The sequence below is a fragment of the Saccharomonospora azurea NA-128 genome (assembly GCF_000231055.2).
In the GTDB taxonomy this organism is placed as follows: Bacteria; Actinomycetota; Actinomycetes; order Mycobacteriales; family Pseudonocardiaceae; genus Saccharomonospora; species Saccharomonospora azurea.
The window spans coordinates 4,467,655-4,483,443 of sequence record NZ_CM001466.1; the positions used below are offsets into that span (position 1 = coordinate 4,467,655).

Below are 15,789 nucleotides of genomic sequence, written 5' to 3' on the forward strand. Positions count from 1 at the left end.
ACGAAAACGGAGTTGGAACCTGCCGGTGTAGGGAACGTTGGCGTCTGTAACCTTCACCGTTTTCGCGCCTTTTGAAGACTCAGTCACTTCTCTGGTGTCACGTCGTGCCCTCGGGCGATCACGAGCTCCGGTTGCTGGAGTGCGTCCAGGTTTGCGTGGGGTGCCGTCGGCGATGGGGATGTCGGCGCCGAAGCCGGGCGTGAATCTTCCGGTAGTGTTCGCTAGCCCGACTGTATGTGCTCTCATAATCGTTGCTGTCGCGCGTTGTTGAGCCAGTCTTGAAGGTTGTGCCACAGGTAGACCGCCTGTGGCGGCCATCTGTCCATGGATTTGTCCATGAACCGGTTCTGGACGGTGCCTCTGGTGAGACGACGCGGCCGCTATTTCGCCGCACTACCTGCGGTTATTACTCCTGACGGGTGATTTCGCGGCCTCATAATCCCTTGGCCGCGGGTTCGAGTCCCGCCCGGCCCACCTCTTACCAGGCGTTGTCGTCGGTGGCAAGATCGTGCCTCACAAGTCCGATCGATACTCGCCGACCTGAGCCCTACGGACCCGCGAGCCGAGCCGTTGCGATCGATGCTGGCCCGCTACACGCGATGACACCGGGCGTGTGGCAGGGTATCCGCTGCACCGTTATCGGCGGCACCCTCGAATGCCTCCTGTCAGCGGGCAGAGCCTACGCTGCGACCCTCGGCCACCGGCTGATCTCGTTGGTCGACACGGCTGGCGATGATCAACGGTGGCCGTCTCCGCTCTACGCCATCCAGCAGTACAGGCGGTGGTCCCGCCCGCCAACGCCACGAGCCAGCCGTGCCAGATCGCTCAGAATCTTGGTTGCGATCTCCTGGTCGAACGTCTCTCCATCCGCCGCCCGCTTCCGAACCCACAGCTGGCTGACTTCACCAAGTCGGGACTGGTCGGCAGCGGCAAGTGCGTCTTGAAGGGCTTTGGAAGCAGCGAGGACCACGGGACCATCCCCATCGTCGGAGTCAGCGACGGCTTCGGGCTCGTCGGCGGCGACGAGCCTCTCGAAGGTTCGACCGGTGACGATGCTCTCCCACTCGATCAATGCCTCTTCAGCATCGAAGTTGCCGTACGACAGCGACTCGAAAGCCCCGTCGGGGCCGCGATCCACGACCGCAGCCGCAGCTTCGTGACTCGGCGCCACGAAGAACCTGATGACGGTGCTCACCGCTGCATGGTGCGTGCTCAACCTCGATCGAGCAAGCATGATCCTTGTGGTCGGCGATGTTGCAAGACTTCTCGGACCACAGCTTCGAGGTCGCTCGTTCCAGTCCCGGTGGTGCCGATCCAACCGTCCTTGACGAGCTGCGTGAATAACGTGTTGTTGATGTGCGCGGGAACGTTCTCGTACCCGATCTGAACGCAACCCCTCGTGCCTAGGCGCGAGTCGAGTAGGTCAACAAACAGTTCTCGCGCCAAGTGCATTCCTTTGATGAGTTCTGTGGGTTCTTCGATTCGCGAGTGCGTTCTTGCCCCCAGTTCGAGGCCGGCTTGGCAGCGCCGTCGAGAGCGCGGTGTTCGCATGAACTACACGGCTACGGCCGATCGATCCGAGTCGGTCATCCGCTCGATGTGGACACCAGGATGGGGCCCGTGATCTCGCGCGACCGGTACGAGGAATCGCTCGACCCGATCGCCGCCGCGACCTCGGCCGACGGCAAGGTGCTCGCCGGTGGTGTCGGCCCGCCACGGTGGGGCCCGATGGGCGGTACCTCGCTCCGACGGTGTTGGCGGGAATGGCGCCCGACAACCCGGCCGCGGTGAAGGAGATCTTCGGCCCGGTCCTCTCCGTGGAGCCGAAGCCGTGACCATCCATCGCCAACAGCAGCGGGTACGGATCGACCGCGGGCGTCTTCACCCGCGCCCATCGCGTCGCGGGTGAGCTTCAGTCCGGTTACGAATGGATCAGCGGGAGCTCTCGACACTACTGGGGCCTCTCTTTCCGCGGAGTGAAATCGTCCGGCGTCGGTCGTGAGGAGTCGGTTGACGAGCTGCTGTCCTACACCGGAACCACAGCGGTCACCGTCGTCACGGAGTGACGACTGAGACGCCTGTGTCCCCCGGAGTCCGGTTCTCGGCGCGTGATGCCGGTGCTGCGCTGTCCGAACTGGAGGTGAGCACCAGTCGGGGCGCCGTTCTGCTTGGCAGAAGAATATTCCGCTTGCTGGTTGACAGGGTCCCGGGCGTCGCAGAAGCTACTTCTGTAGCGCAGAGGTTCTTCCTCCGTCAGTGCGGCCGGCGGACGGGAGAGTCGCGTCGCGTCCATCGGAGCACGCGGAGAGGAAAGCTTGTGTCCATCCACGTCATCGGAGTCGTGGCACTCGTGTTGGTGTTCGTCATCGGCACGGTGAGACCCGTCAACATCGGCGCGCTCGCGTTCATCGCGACGTTCCTCATCGGAACGCTCATCGCCGGAGAGGGATCCGGCGAGGTGCTGGCCGGGTTCCCGGCCGACATCTTCGTACTCCTCGTCGGTGTCACGTATCTGTTCGGTCTGGCATCGGTGAACGGTACGATCGAATGGATCATCGACCGCGCAGTGCGGTTGTTCGGCGACCGGCCGGCATTCGTGCCCTGGGCGATCTTCGTCTTCTCCGCTGTGCCGACGACGGTGGGTGCCCTCGGGCCGGCGGGGGTCGCGATGCTTGCGCCGCTGTGCCTGAGGCTCGGTGAGCGCTACGGCATCGACCGCCGCATGACGGCGCTGATGGTGATGCACGGCTCGTGTCTCGGCAACTTCTCGCCGCTCAACGGTCTGGCCATCATCGTTCAGCGGGCCGCGAGCGCCAACGGACTGTCGATCTCCTCGGCCGCGTTGTTCTTCGGCAGCGCCGCGTACAACGTCGGTCTCGCCGTGATCATCTATATCTTCTTCGGCGGACGGACGTTGCTGCGAGAGCGCCACCTCCGGCGTGCCGCGGTGGCCCAGGACCTGAAGGTCGCCCTGGGCGCTCAGGTCTCCGGGGGTGTCGACTCGGTGGTGGGCACTGGTCCGGCCGGACCGCGCAGGGGCACTGCGGTGACCGGTGGCGACAGCAGTGAGGGTGAGCCGAGGCCGTTGCGGTTCGACCAGGTGGCGACGATCGTGATCATGCTCGGTGTCGGCGTCGGCGCCCTGGCGTTCGACATCGAGATCGGGTTCCTGGCGTTGATGTCGGCATCGGCGCTCCATGCGATCTTCCCCAAGCGGTTCGTCGATGCCGACAAGAAAATCGTATGGTCGGTCGTCTTGCTGATCTGTGGCATCACGACGCTGGTCGGCGCGATGGAGCGTTACGGAACCGTGGAGACGGTGGGCAGCGCGATCGCCGGCTTGGGATCGCCGCTGCTGACGGCGTTCCTGCTGTGCCTGGTAGGCGCGGTGACCTCGGCCTTCGGCTCCAGCGCGGGTTTGCTCGGTGTGCTGATCCCGCTTGCGGTGCCGTTTCTCGTCATGGGTGAGGTCGGAGCCACTGCGCTGCTCATCGCACTGGCGATCTCCGCGACGGTCGTCGATTCGACGCCGTTCTCGTCGGTCGGTGCACTCACGCTGGCCAACGCCCCGGAGGAGACACGACCGAAGCTGCTCCAGTTCATGCTCACCTGGGGCATCGCGATGGTGGTGACCGCGCCCATCGTCACGTGGCTGATTCTCATCCTGCCGAGCGCAGTGTGACGGGCGCATTCCCGGCAATGTTCACATCGATCGGAGATTCACACGCATGTGTGGCGAACTACGCGAAACCGTTGCGCTGTCGTCGAGGATCCTGGCTGCGGCCGGGCACGGCGACCTGATCTGGGGGCACGCCTCCGCCCGCGACCCCGAAGGAAGGGGTGTGTGGCTGAAAGCGGCGAACTGGGGCCTCGACGAGGTCACGCCCGAGCGGGTGCACCTCGTGAATGACAACGGTGTGGTGCTCAGCGGGGACGGAGCCCGGCACAGTGAGTACCCCATCCATACCGAGATCATGGCAGCGCGCCCGGACGTCGGTGGTGTGGTCCACACGCACCCGCCGAACGCGGTGGCGCTGGCCGCGACGGGGCAGGCGCTCCATCCGGTGAGCCACGCGGCGAACTATTTCGTGCCCCCGGCCGTTCCCCGCTTCACCGAGACCGCCGACCTCATCCTGACGCGTGAGCTGGGGAGTTCGCTCGCGCTCCAGCTCGGCGATGCTCGCGCCGCGTTCCTCGTCAATCACGGCATCGTGGCGGTGGGGCGTGATGTGAGGGAGGCGACTGTGGCGGCGGTGCTTCTGGAACGGGCGTGCGCGCAGCAGCTGATGACCCGTTCAGCCGGCGGTTGGCCGAGCTGGTCGCCGGAGGAAGAGTCATTGGCCAAGCGTGAACACATCTACCACGACACTGCGGTCGCCGGTGTGTGGGATTACCTCGTGAGACAGTTGCCGGACCTAGGTGTATGAGGTCGTGACGTTGGTGACGCCGGTGTGGAGTCGGGTGGCGGGTGGCTGGTTCCCGGCGGCGGTGTGGGGTCGATGGTAGTTGTAGTGCAGGTTCCAGATGTGTAGGGCTTCTGAGCGTTGCTGTTCGGAGGTCCAGGTGCGGGCGTAGAGGAATTCTTCGGCGAGGATGCGGTTGTAGCGTTCGACCTTGCCGTTGTGGCGTGGGGTGTATGGGGTGATGCGCTGGTGGCGGGCGCCGTGCAGAACGGTGGCGAAGTCGGCCGCGCGGTAGCAGGCGCCATTGTCGGTGACGATGCGCTGGATGTGGGTGATGCCGTGGGCGGTGAAGAATGCTCTGGCCCGGTACACAAAGCCGATCGCGGTGCGGGCTTTCTCGTCGGGGAGTGCTTCGGTGTAGGCCAGGCGGGAGAACCCGTCAACTGCGGAGTGCAGGTAGACGTATCCGGTGCGGCTGCCGCGTTGTTTGGTACGGGCCACGGCCCTGGCTTGATCGCTGCCGCGTCCATGCACCCGCCACCCGCCGCCATCGGGGATGCGCCCGACCTTTTTTACGTCGAGGTGGACCATGTGCCCCGGCCGGTGGGCGATGATCCGGCGGGGCACGCGGTTGGACGCACCCGTGGGGTCGATGAATCGGCGACGATGCAGTCCCAGGCGGCGTAGATGCCGGCTCACCGTGCGTCGGCTGATCGATACCCCGTCCGCGCCGAGCTCGAAGGCAATGCGACTGGCCGACCACTTGTGCTCGCGGCGCATCTCCTCGATGCGGGCCACGACCTGACCTGGGGTCGCGGTCGGTTGCCGGTGCGGGGTCGAGGGCCGGTCGAGCAAGCCCAGGTCACCGAAGCGGCGATAGCGGTTGACCCACTTCGAGGCGCACTGCCGCGAAATGCCCATTTCCGCGGCGACATGGGCGATCAGACGGGACTGGCAGCGCTGGATGAGTCGGCGGCGGCCTTCAATCGACAGCGGGGCGTTACTGTGTGGCACGGCGGGTCTTTCGGTCGGGGACGAGTGACTTGGCGGTTCTCATCCTGCCGCCGAAAGACCCGTCCCCGTGATCAGACCCCACCCACCGTCACCAACGTCATGACCCGCAACACCTAGGCGAGAAGTGAACGGAACGCCGGAATCTCTCGTTTCTCCAACGGCGTGTCGGGGGTGTGGCAGATAGAGCCGTGTGGCGAGGGCGCGTGACGCTCGCTGCCTGAGCCTCGCAGGGCTGTTCCTGTGGCCGGCTCGTGAGCCGGCAAAGCGTGTCGTGGGGCACGTGCCGAACGACCCCGATGTGGAGCACGCCCGATCAATCCCAGGTGACACCTGGTGTCGTCACGGCGTGGAGCCGAACCCGTGTGCTGAGGACCTTCCCGGTAGTCGCGCCGGCACTGGGGGCTTGCCGCGCGCTCCACCCCGGAGCAGTTCTCGGCGGCGGGAGCTTTCGACGAGGTCGTCGGCTGATCGCATCTGGCGGCTGATCCGCACCTGTGCCCGAGATGCGTCTCGGCTCCCGCCCTCGGGTCCGCTCGCGCGTGCCACCCGAGGCACTTGACAGCGACCGACCGGCTTGAAATTCTGTTGGCAGGATAAGAGCTCTGCTATGCAGAGAGTCAGCTCGTGAGGAGTCGTCGATGACCGACCAGGATGCCCTTCTCCGAGATGTGCGGCGGGGGATGATCCCCGCGCACATCTACAACGACGAGGAGGTGTTCGATCTCGAGAAGGAGCGGCTGTTCAGCCGGGCGTGGCAGTTCGTGGGCCACGAGTCCGAGGTGCCCCAGCCCGGCGATTACGTCGTCCGCAGGGTGCTCGAGGACTCGTTCATCATCGCCCGTGGCGAGGATGGGCAGATCCGGGCGATGTTCAACATGTGTCTGCATCGTGGAATGCAGGTGTGTCGTGCGGAGATGGGCAACGCCTCCCATTTCCGGTGCCCCTATCACGGCTGGTCGTATCGCAACGACGGGCGGATCGTCGGGTTGCCCTTCCACAAGGACGCCTACGGTGGGGAGGCGGGCTTCCGCCGCAAGGGCCAGACGTTGCTTCCGGCTCCGTCGCTGGCCGTCTATAACGGACTGATCTTCGTGAGCTTGGACCCGGATGCGCCGCCGCTGCGGGAGTATCTGGGTGACTTCGCCTTCTATCTCGACTACTACACCCGTCAGTCCGCGAGCGGCATCGAGCTTCGCGGCCCGCAGCGATGGCGGGTGAAGGCCAACTGGAAGATCGGCGCGGAGAACTTCGCCGGCGACATGTACCACACGCCGCAGACGCACACGTCGGTCGTCGAGATCGGCTTGTTTCGCGAGCCGAAGGCCGAGAAGCGCAAGGACGGCAACACGTACTGGGCGGGAAACGGTGGTGGCACGACCTACAAGTTGCCCCCGGGCACGCTCGAAGAACGCTTGCGTTACGTCGGATACCCCGACGAGATGGTCGAGCGGATGAAGACGCAGTGGTCGCAGAACCAGCTCGACGTCATCGGGCGCGACGGCTTCATGGTGTCGGCGGCGTCCCTGTTCCCGAACATGAGCCTGGTGCACAACTGGCCGCGTGTCGAGGAGTCCGACGACGTGTTGCCGTTCATCTCCATCCGGACCTGGCAGCCGGTGGGCCCGGACGAGACCGAGGTGCTGTCGTGGTTCGCGGTCGATGCCGAGGCGCCCGAAGAGTTCAAGGCGCTGTCCTACAAGGCCTACCTGATGTGCTTCGGCTCCACCGGCATGTTCGAGCAGGACGACGTGGAGAACTGGGTCTCGCTGACCAACACCGCGGCCGGCGCCATGGCGCGCAGGCTGCTGCTGAACAGCCGAATGGGTCTGCTGGAGGACGATACCGAGGTGGTTCCGCCGCTGCCGCCGGAGCAGTTCGCCGGTCCGGGAGAAGCTCATGTCGGGTACGGCGAGTACAACCAGCGGCACCTGTTGTCCCGCTGGGCTGACTACCTCGAACGGCCTGTCGAGAAGGTGACGCAGGTCGCGGTCTCGGACGTGCAGTCCGGCGACGAGGAGGTGTCCGCATGAGCCTCGACATGTCCCCGACGACACCGAAGCCGAGTGAGGAGAAGATCGGCGCCCGGCCGACCGGCAACGGCGGTCCGTACTCGGCGCAGTCCCAGCTGGGAGCGCATGCGCCGACCACCCAACGGATCGGAGCGAGCCTGCCCTTCTCGGACGAACGCCACCTGCTGGCACACCATTGGCTCGTCGAAGAAGCGTACATTTTGGACGCGCAGAACTACGAGGACTGGCTCGATCTGCTCGCCGAGGACATCCATTACCTGATGCCGGTGCGGGTCACGACGGCGCTGTCCGCGGGCTACGACGCCGCGCCAGGGATGGCGCACTTCGACGAGAACAAGTACTCGCTCTCGCGCCGGGTCGCGCGGTTCGTGACCGAACACGCGTGGACCGAGGATCCACCGTCGAGGCTTCGCCACTACGTCACCAACGTCCGGACGTTCGCCACGACCGATCCCGACGAGCTGATCGTGGATTCGGCGATGTTGCTCTACCGCAGTCGCGGAGACGTGCGTGAGGCTGCGGTGATCTCGGCGGGACGGGAGGATCTGTTGCGGCGCGACGGTTCCCAGTGGCTGCTCGCCCGCCGCACCATCCTCGTCGACGATTCGGTGTTGCGGACCCAGAACCTGGCGGTGTTCCTGTGATGCGCCGACTGAGCTGGGAGGGAGAGGCTGAGGACGCCGCCGCGGCAGCGGATGCGGCGGCGCAGCTGCGGGAACTCAAGGCCCATCAGATCGGTGAGGCGATCTCGGTCGGCAACGAGTTCGCCGAGATCCGGGTGTCCCGGGTGGAGACCCGCAACGGGGCCCGGCTGCTCGTGGAGTCGCCGAAGTCGGGACAGTGGGTGACGCTCTGTCCGCTCGAGATGGAGGCGCTCACCTGGCAGAACACCGAGACGTTCTCGGCGATGATCGGCCAACCGTTCGGGCCGCTGTTCGCTGGTGGGGACAGCGCATGACCGGGTGGTTGGAAGGGCGACGCGCGCTGATCGTCGGCGCCGGCTCGGGCATCGGGCGCGCTGTCGTGAACGCTTTCCAGCAGGAGGGCGCGCGCGTCGCTGTGCTGGAACGGGACGCCGCGAAGTGCGAGGCCCTGGAAGCGGAGGTGCCCGGGCTGCCCGTGGTGACCGGAGACGCGACCACTCGAACAGCGAACGACGAGGCGGTCGCGGCCACGGTCGAGGCGTACGGCGGGCTCGACATCCTGGTCAACTGCGTGGGCATCTTCGACTTCTATCGAGGAATCGGCGACCTGGATGCCGACACGATCGACTCCGCGTTCGACGAAATGTTCCGGACCAACGTCAAGAGCCATCTCCATTCGGTGAAGGCCGCGCTGCCCGCGCTGCGGGAGGCCCAGGGCACGGTGATCCTCACCGAGTCGACGTCGGCGTACTACCCGGGCCGGGGCGGCGTGCTCTACGTGCCGAGCAAGTTCGCGGTCCGCGGACTGGTCACGGCGCTGGCCCACGAGCTGGCGCCGCGGATCAGGGTCAACGGCGTCGCCCCCGGCGGCACGCTCAACACCGACCTGCGCGGGCTCGGGAGCCTGGGACTCGGCGACGAGCGACTCAACGATGCCCCGGATCGCGCCGCCGAGCTCTCCGCCCGCGTTCCGCTGCAGGTGGCACTGTCCGGTGAGGACCACGCGTGGAGCTACGTCTTCCTGGCGTCGAGCCGTTCGCGCGGCATCACCGGCGACGTGATCCACCCGGACGGGGGGATAGGCGTCAAAGCATGAGCACAGACGAGGAGGAACGACATGGCGGTCGTGAAGGCCGATCTTGAGGCGTGCCAGGGCTATGCGAACTGCGTGGTCGGCGCCGAAGACGTATTCGACATCGACGACGACGGTCTGGTCGTGGTGTTGCGGAGTGCGATCGACGACACCGATCGCGCTCGGGTGGAGGCCGCCGCGCGCAGCTGCCCGGTCAATGCGCTCGTGGTCGAGGACGACTGATGGCGCGTACCGTCATCGTGGGTGCTTCGATCGGCGGAGTGCGCACGGCGCAGGCGCTGCGAGCCGCGGACTACGGGGGCGAGATCGTGCTCGTCGGTGCCGAGGACGTGCTGCCCTACGACAAGCCTCCGTTGTCCAAGGCGCTGCTCGCCGGGGACGCGACGCCGGAATCCATCCGGCTGCTGTCCAGGGAGGAAGCGGAGGAGGCGGGCATTCGCCTCGAGCTCGGCCGAGCGGCTACGAGCCTGACCCCGGGCGCGAGGCGGGTCGTACTCGCCGACGGCACGGAGCTGGAGTACGACGATCTGGTCATCGCCACCGGCGCGCGGGCACGTCCGTCTCTCTGGGGCAACCCGCCCGGCGTGCACCTTGTCCGGTCGCTGTCCGACGCCGAGGGACTCGGCTCGGCGCTGCGCGCGGGCGGTCCGGTGGTGGTGGTCGGTGCGGGCTTCATCGGTGCTGAAGTGGCCGCGACCGCGGTCGGGATGGGGCTGACCGACGTCGCGATGGTCGACCCGGTCGAGGTGCCGCTGTCGCGGGTACTGAATCCCGAGGTGGCGAAGGACTTCGCCGTTCTGCATGAGAGTCACGGTGTGACGACGCGGTTCGGTGTGTCGGTCACCGGCATTCGGGTCGTGCCGACCGGGCTGGAGGTGGTGTTGGCCGACGGCACCATGTTGCCTGCCACCACGGTCGTCGTGGGCATCGGAGCGGTCCCGAACGACGACTGGCTCTCGGGCAGCGGGATCACCGTCCAGGACGGTGTCGTGTGTGATGAGTTCGGCCGGTCCGTCGACGATCCGCGGATCTGGGCGGTCGGCGACGTCGCGCGTTGGTGGCATCCACGGTACGAGCGCACGGTCCGGGCCGAACACTGGACGAACGCCGTCGAGCAGGCGGCCTGTGTCGCCCACAACATCGTCGATCCCACGGCGTTGCGGAGTCACACGCCGGTCGAGTACGTCTGGAGTGACCAGTACGACCGCAAGATCCAGCTCGTGGGACGGACGGGTGGCGACCAGGAGCACGTTCGGGTCGACGGAGCCGATCCCGGGCGCTCGTTCGCGGTGCTCTACGCCGACGCCGACGGGTTCTTCACCGGCGCCCTGACGGTGAGCTGGCCCAAGGCGCTGGTCGCCTGCCGCAGGGCACTGCACGACGGGGCGACCGCGCCCCGGACGCTCGTCGACATTCGCGCGGCCGTGGAAGCGGCCCGACCACGGCAACGTGCCGCACAGGAGGTTCTGTGATGAAGGCGCCGAACTCGGCCGAACTGGCCCCGCTGCGCACGTTGATCGCGGGCGCCTGCCGGGTACTGGCCGGGCGCGGGCTCGCCGACGGCATCCTCGGCCACATCAGCCTGCGTGTCGACGAGCGCCGGCTGCTCGTCCGTTGCCGGGGGCCGCGTGAGCGCGGTCTCGGGTACACGCTCGCCGATGACATCCGCCTGGTCGATCTCGACGGCGAGCCGGGAGCTCCGGGCGAGCTGGACGGCTACTCTCCCCCCAACGAGCTGCCGTTGCACACCGAGGTCCTGCGTCGCCGGCCCGACGTGGCATCGGTGGTGCACGCGCATCCGCCGGAGGTCGTGGCGGCCGATCTCGCCGGCATCGAGATCCGGCCGATCGTGGGGGCCTTCGACATCCCGGGTTCCCGGCTGGCCGCCGGCGGGGTGCCGGTATACCGGCGCGGGGTGTTGGTCCGGGACCGGCGGCTCGCGGCCGAGATGGTCGACTCGATGGGCGCCCGTCCGGTGGTGCTCCTGCGCGGGCACGGGATCACGAGCGCGGCCGCGACGGTGGAGCAGGCGGTACTACAGGCCATCAGTGTCGACGCGCTCGCCACGTTGTCCCTGCGCGTCGTCACCGCGGGCGGGCGCCTCGCCGATCTCCCGGCCGAGGACATGGCGGAGCTGCCCGATCTCGGCGCGAACTTCAACACCGGCGTCGCGTGGCGGCACGAGCTCGCCAGGCTGGCCGGCGTGGTCGATGATCGGCACCCGGTCGGGCCTTCCCACTGACCCGACCGGCACGGGCCGGCCCGTGCCGGGTGCTCCGCACCGAAAGGGGAGTGGAGACCCCGACACCGGGCCGGCCTCCGACCGCGTGCGCGGCGGAGAGCGGGTTGTTCGCGCTGTCATCCGGGCGTCGCTGGGAACGGAACCAGGTCCAATGGCCATCCCTGAAAAGCTGCCGTCGCCGCACACCGCGGTCTGCCGACGACACGCCCTTCCCGGGCGCGACGTCCGGAATCCGACTTTCCTCTACAGAGGACGATCGCGCGGACTCGGCGCGCCGCTCGCGCGCGGCCATGGTCGGCCGTCGCCCGGTGCTCCCAGCCCCTTCGGCGGCTGTCGCCGACTCCGCGATGGTCCGGTGTGCGTCGGCGTGGATCCCGACCTTGGGCACGTGGACCCGCCCGACGATCATACAGAAACAGTTTCTGTAGAGCGCAGTAAGGTGGAGGGTCAACGAACTGCGCAGCACTTGCCCGGATCGTGAACGGCACCACGATCAGAGTCGTGACGAGACGTGCGGACGAGTTCGGGCAGGGAGGTGAGTTGCGGCAACAGAAGCAGGTTCGGGGACCGGAGGGAATTCGCGTCGCCTCCGGCCTGGCCGCGCCGCCTCCGGGCACGTCGTCGTACGTCGTTGCTCAACGGATGCTATGGAGATTGGCGTACGATTCTGTCATGAAGAAATCTGGTACTGATGTGCACACGCTCGCCAGCGGTCCGGCACCGCAGTATCCGATCGAGTCGGTCGACAACGCACTGAAGATCCTGCTGCTGTTGGGAGAGCGTAGTGAGCTGCGGCTCACCGAGGTCGCGGAGTACCTCGGCGTCGCGTCGTCGACTGCGCACAGGCTCCTGGCGATGCTGCAGTACCGAGGCTTCATCCGGCAGGACAGCAGGTCGAAGGTGTACCGGCCCGGGACCGCGCTGACCGCTGTCGCCTTCGCGATCCTCCAGCGCTTCGATGTCCGCGAGACCGTCCGGCCGTCCCTGGAGTCACTCAATCGGGAACTGAGTGAGACCGTTCACCTGGGCATTCTCGACGGAACGGTGGTGCGGTTCATCGACGCGATCGAAAGCCCTCGCGCCGTCAGGGTCGCATCCCGGCTGGGACAGTCGATGCCCGCGAACTGCACCTCCACGGGTAAGGCGCTGCTCGCGCAGCTGTCGACGGACGATCTGCGCCGACTGTTTCCGAATGAGGAGCTCGACGGGTTGACGAGCAACTCCATCCGCAGCCGAACCGACCTGGAGATCGAGCTCGACGGAGTGCGCAGGCGCGGCTACGCGACGAGTAACGAGGAGAGCGAGGAAGGCGTGTCGTCGGTGTCCGTGGCCTTTCCCGCGGGGCAGTCGCCGGTCAGCCTGGCCATGAACGTCTCGGTACCGGTCAGCAGAATGAACCGCAGCGACATTCGCCGGATCGGCGAGACCCTGATGACGAAGGTGAGTGAGGCCGCCACACTGCTCCATTGACCGTCGCGGGGCCGGGACTCTCGCGCACGCGGGCGAGCTCCGTCCGAAGCCGGGTTGGGCCGTTCCTCGGCGACGACGTGGGGCGCGCAACCGGGACGGGCGCAGCCGGACCGATGCCGGGTGGTGCGGCGCCTTTCTCCGGGTGCCCCGCAGACGAATCCGGAGGGCACCCGGGGACCGCCAGTCAGGCGTTGTCCGGCGCCAGCACGATGTCGAAACGCACGCGGGACCAGCTTCGGTCCCCGAGGTCGCGTCCGTCCGGCGTGGGGGTACCGGGTTTCTGTTCGACGAAGTCGGTGATCAGGGAGTCCTTCACGCCGAACACCGCGTCGGAGTCGATGTGGTCGCCGCCGCGCACGAAGATGTGCGTGATCAGCGTGCGTTTGCCCGCGGCGGTGACCATGAAGTGCAGGTGGGCCGGGCGCATCGGTGAGCGGCCGGTCTTCTCCAGCAGGGCGCCGACCGGGCCGTCGTGCGGGATCGCGTACGGCGTCGGGGTCAGGCCCCAGAGCCGGAAACGGCCCTCGTCGTCGGCGAACAGGTGGCCTCGTGCGGCGGTGCGGTCGTCGTCGTACTGGACGTCGTAGAAGCCGTCGTCGTCCGCCTCCCAGATCTCGATGCGCGCACCGGGGACGGGATTGCCGTCGGTGTCGGTGACCGTGCCCTCGATCCAGCACGGTTGCCCCGGAGCACCGTTGGACAGGTCGCCACCCTGCGGGATCTCCGGCGAGTCGTCGACGAAGAACGGCCCGAACACCGTCGCCTCGGTGGCGTTGCCGACAGCCTCGTTCGACACGGTGACCGTCTGCATCGACACCCCGAACACGTCGGACAGCAGGATGAACTCCTGTCGACGGTCGTCGGTGATATCGCCGACCGCTCGGAGGAACTCGATGCCCTTCGCCCACTCGTCCTCGGTGAGGCGGACGTCGCGCACGAAGGCGTGCAGGTGTTCGGTCAGCGACGTCAGGATTTCCTTGAGGCGTTCGTCGGAGGTGCCGGCCCAGCTGGCGATCACCCGGTCGGTGAGCGCCCGTTCGCGCCGCTGCTGTTCGTCGCTTGTGGACGTTGCGGTGTTCTCGCTGCTCATGTCACATCCTCGTTCGCTCGGCTTCGGCTCCGGACCAGGCGTTGCGGAGAAGCAGGGACAGGGTCTGTTCGGTGACCGGCCGGGGGTTCGACGGCGGAATCACCGGCATGATCAGCTCCACGGCCTCGTCGAGACGTGATTCGTCGAGGCCGATCTCCCGCAGCGCGGTGGGGGCGTGCACGTCGCGGCGCAGGGCTTCCAGTCCGTGGACCGCGTCGTCGGCGCCCAGCGCCGCGGCGATGCGCCCGGCCGCCTCGGGTGCCGCGTCGGCATTGAACGCGAGGACGTGCGGCAGCACGATCGCGTGGGTGTGCGCGTGCGGGAGGTCGTAGGCGCCGCCGAGGACGTGGCAGATCTTGTGGTGCATCCCCGATCCGGCGGAGGCGAAGGCCACCGCCGAGAGGTAGGCGCCGTAGAGGGTCTGCTCGTGTCCGGCCAGATCGGTGGAATCCGCGGTGATCGCACGCATCCCGTCGGCGAGGGCGCCGATCGCCTCGGCGGCCAACGCCCGGTTGATCGGGTCTGCGCGCGGCGCCCACATCGAGTCCACCCCGTGGGCGAGGGCGTTGAGTCCCGAGGCCACGGCGAGGTCGGCGGGCAGCGTGAGCATGCAGGTCGCGTCGTAGATCACCGTCGTCGGCAGCACGCGGGAATCCACGCCGGTGGTCTTGCGCGCCGCCTCGGTCATGCCCCACACGTTCGTGGCCTCCGACCCGGCGTACGTGGTGGGCACGGCGACGATCGGGATCCCGGTGGTCAGCGCGACCGCCTTCGCGAGACCCGTGGTGGAGCCGCCGCCGACGCTGACCAGCAGGTCGATCCGGTGTTCGGCGGCCACCTCGCGAGCCCGCACGGCCTTGTCCACCGGCACGTGCGGGGCGACGTCGTCGAACCGCACCGCGACGTCGACATCGGCGCAGATCGCCTGGGCGAGGTCGCTCTCGGTGGGGGCGGCGATCACCATGACCGCCTTCGCGCCGAGTCGGCGGACCTCGTCCGCGAGGTTGTCGGCGGCGCGTCCGGCTCCGAACCGGACCCGTTGCGGCAGGGTCTCGTGGTCGAAGACGAGACCTGTGTTGTCCGACTTCACGGCTGGGGTGTTCATCGGCGCGGGGTGGGCTGGTAGGCGAGCAACTTCCAGGCGCCGTCGTGGCGGACCCAGACGGCGATGCAGTTGTTGGCCAGTTCGATGGGCGTGCCGTTGGCGGTGATCTCGCCGTTCATCTCACCGACCACGATCGCGACGTCGCCGTGCACGAGTACGTCCGACACCGGGTGGTCGATGCGGTGGTAGACGTAGAACTCGTCCCGGCATTTGCGCAGGTAGGACTCGATCGTGTCGCGCGAGCCGTCCGAGTGGCTGTACGTCAGGTCGGGATGGCACAGGCTGGCGAAGGTGTCGAAGTCACCGTCGACGACAGCGTCGTAGCGCTTGTCCTCGAGCGCCAGAATCTCGGCTTTGACCGCAGCGACGGAGTCGTCGAGCACGTCGGAGGAAGTCACTGGGGTTCTCCAAGTAGATGGGATGCAGCTGACTGTGGCTGTCCTCGCACGGTAGGACGCACCACACAGGAGTGTCAATCGTGACAGAACACCTGACGGGGTGGACCGTGCAGCCGGGCTCACCGGCAGTGAGGGGGCGACCCTGGCCAGTCACTGTCAACATTGCGCTCTGAGCAGCGAAGACGCAGCTTTTTTCGGACTGTCCAGCGGCTGCTGGTTGACAAAGTGACAGCTAACACTTTCAATCACGGCAGAACACACAGTTCAGTCACGGCATACACCGTGATCGCCCAGACACAC

The 15,789-nt window shown here is 67.2% G+C and carries 16 protein-coding genes and 1 pseudogene; 12 read left to right on the top strand and 5 right to left on the bottom strand.

Annotated elements, in window-relative coordinates; all coding sequences use genetic code 11:
• Window positions 1-757: 757 nt before the first annotated feature.
• Window positions 758-1,195, bottom strand: coding sequence for a hypothetical protein (locus tag SACAZDRAFT_RS20685; RefSeq protein ID WP_040927835.1), 438 nt, complete (start codon window positions 1,193-1,195; stop codon window positions 758-760).
• A gap of 425 nt (window positions 1,196-1,620) precedes the next feature.
• Between SACAZDRAFT_RS20685 and SACAZDRAFT_RS24030 the strand changes: the two genes are divergently transcribed.
• From SACAZDRAFT_RS24030 to SACAZDRAFT_RS20700, 4 genes and pseudogenes are all read left to right on the top strand, one after another.
• Window positions 1,621-1,791 carry a hypothetical protein gene (locus tag SACAZDRAFT_RS24030; protein ID WP_269726608.1) on the top strand — a complete coding sequence of 57 codons (171 nt, stop codon included), beginning with the start codon at window positions 1,621-1,623 and terminating at the stop codon, window positions 1,789-1,791.
• Window positions 1,719-2,066, top strand: a pseudogene (locus tag SACAZDRAFT_RS23950) (aldehyde dehydrogenase family protein). The gene SACAZDRAFT_RS24030 and the pseudogene SACAZDRAFT_RS23950 overlap by 73 nt, the downstream one beginning before the upstream one ends.
• The gene (locus tag SACAZDRAFT_RS20695) at window positions 2,063-3,682 is read left to right on the top strand and encodes an SLC13 family permease (RefSeq protein WP_232286312.1); all 1,620 of its coding nucleotides are present in this window, start codon (window positions 2,063-2,065) and stop codon (window positions 3,680-3,682) included. Before SACAZDRAFT_RS23950 ends, SACAZDRAFT_RS20695 begins: the two are co-directional and overlap by 4 nt.
• Window positions 3,683-3,728: 46 nt before the next feature.
• On the top strand, window positions 3,729-4,427 hold the full coding sequence (locus tag SACAZDRAFT_RS20700) for a class II aldolase/adducin family protein (RefSeq protein WP_005444910.1): 699 nt from the start codon (window positions 3,729-3,731) through the stop codon (window positions 4,425-4,427).
• On the opposite strand, the gene SACAZDRAFT_RS20705 is transcribed toward SACAZDRAFT_RS20700, so the two are convergent.
• Window positions 4,416-5,417, bottom strand: a complete 1,002-nt coding sequence (locus SACAZDRAFT_RS20705) for an IS481 family transposase (RefSeq protein WP_005444912.1) — start codon at window positions 5,415-5,417, stop codon at window positions 4,416-4,418. The two genes, SACAZDRAFT_RS20700 and SACAZDRAFT_RS20705, sit on opposite strands and share 12 nt — an antisense overlap.
• 638 nt (window positions 5,418-6,055) lie before the next feature.
• On the opposite strand from SACAZDRAFT_RS20705, the gene SACAZDRAFT_RS20710 reads away from it, so the two are divergent.
• From SACAZDRAFT_RS20710 to SACAZDRAFT_RS20745, 8 genes are all read left to right on the top strand, one after another.
• Window positions 6,056-7,447 (top strand): aromatic-ring-hydroxylating dioxygenase subunit alpha, encoded by a 1,392-nt coding sequence (locus SACAZDRAFT_RS20710; RefSeq protein WP_005444914.1) that lies wholly within the window; start codon window positions 6,056-6,058, stop codon window positions 7,445-7,447.
• Window positions 7,444-8,091 (top strand): 3-phenylpropionate/cinnamic acid dioxygenase subunit beta, encoded by a 648-nt coding sequence (locus SACAZDRAFT_RS20715; protein WP_005444915.1) that lies wholly within the window; start codon window positions 7,444-7,446, stop codon window positions 8,089-8,091. The genes SACAZDRAFT_RS20710 and SACAZDRAFT_RS20715 overlap by 4 nt, the downstream gene beginning before the upstream one ends.
• Window positions 8,091-8,405, top strand: coding sequence for a hypothetical protein (locus SACAZDRAFT_RS20720; protein WP_005444917.1), 315 nt, complete (start codon window positions 8,091-8,093; stop codon window positions 8,403-8,405). Before SACAZDRAFT_RS20715 ends, SACAZDRAFT_RS20720 begins: the two co-directional genes overlap by 1 nt.
• A complete protein-coding gene (gene hcaB / locus SACAZDRAFT_RS20725; RefSeq protein ID WP_005444919.1) occupies window positions 8,402-9,187 on the top strand; it encodes a 3-(cis-5,6-dihydroxycyclohexa-1,3-dien-1-yl)propanoate dehydrogenase in 786 nt (261 codons plus the stop codon). The genes SACAZDRAFT_RS20720 and hcaB overlap by 4 nt, the downstream gene beginning before the upstream one ends.
• Window positions 9,188-9,208: 21 nt before the next feature.
• The gene (locus SACAZDRAFT_RS20730) at window positions 9,209-9,406 is read left to right on the top strand and encodes a ferredoxin (protein WP_005444922.1); all 198 of its coding nucleotides are present in this window, start codon (window positions 9,209-9,211) and stop codon (window positions 9,404-9,406) included.
• Window positions 9,406-10,656, top strand: coding sequence for an NAD(P)/FAD-dependent oxidoreductase (locus SACAZDRAFT_RS20735; protein WP_005444923.1), 1,251 nt, complete (start codon window positions 9,406-9,408; stop codon window positions 10,654-10,656). Before SACAZDRAFT_RS20730 ends, SACAZDRAFT_RS20735 begins: the two co-directional genes overlap by 1 nt.
• A complete protein-coding gene (locus SACAZDRAFT_RS20740) occupies window positions 10,656-11,426 on the top strand; it encodes a class II aldolase/adducin family protein (protein WP_005444924.1) in 771 nt (256 codons plus the stop codon). The genes SACAZDRAFT_RS20735 and SACAZDRAFT_RS20740 overlap by 1 nt, the downstream gene beginning before the upstream one ends.
• A gap of 540 nt (window positions 11,427-11,966) precedes the next feature.
• Entirely contained in the window at window positions 11,967-12,896 is a 930-nt protein-coding gene (locus tag SACAZDRAFT_RS20745) for an IclR family transcriptional regulator (RefSeq protein ID WP_005444925.1), read from the top strand.
• A gap of 184 nt (window positions 12,897-13,080) precedes the next feature.
• Here the strand turns inward: SACAZDRAFT_RS20745 and SACAZDRAFT_RS20750 are convergent, their stop codons facing one another.
• Genes SACAZDRAFT_RS20750 through SACAZDRAFT_RS20760 form a run of 3 tightly spaced genes read right to left on the bottom strand, consistent with a single transcriptional unit; the run spans window position 13,081 to window position 15,489 of the window.
• Complete coding sequence (locus SACAZDRAFT_RS20750) at window positions 13,081-13,986, bottom strand: dioxygenase family protein (protein ID WP_005444926.1); 906 nt, start codon at window positions 13,984-13,986, stop codon at window positions 13,081-13,083.
• Window position 13,987: 1 nt separating this feature from the next.
• Window positions 13,988-15,091: a maleylacetate reductase gene (locus SACAZDRAFT_RS20755; RefSeq protein ID WP_005444927.1), complete on the bottom strand. Its 1,104-nt coding sequence runs from the start codon at window positions 15,089-15,091 to the stop codon at window positions 13,988-13,990.
• Entirely contained in the window at window positions 15,088-15,489 is a 402-nt protein-coding gene (locus tag SACAZDRAFT_RS20760) for a nuclear transport factor 2 family protein (protein WP_005444928.1), read from the bottom strand. Before SACAZDRAFT_RS20760 ends, SACAZDRAFT_RS20755 begins: the two co-directional genes overlap by 4 nt.
• Between the last annotated feature and the right edge of the window lie 300 nt (window positions 15,490-15,789).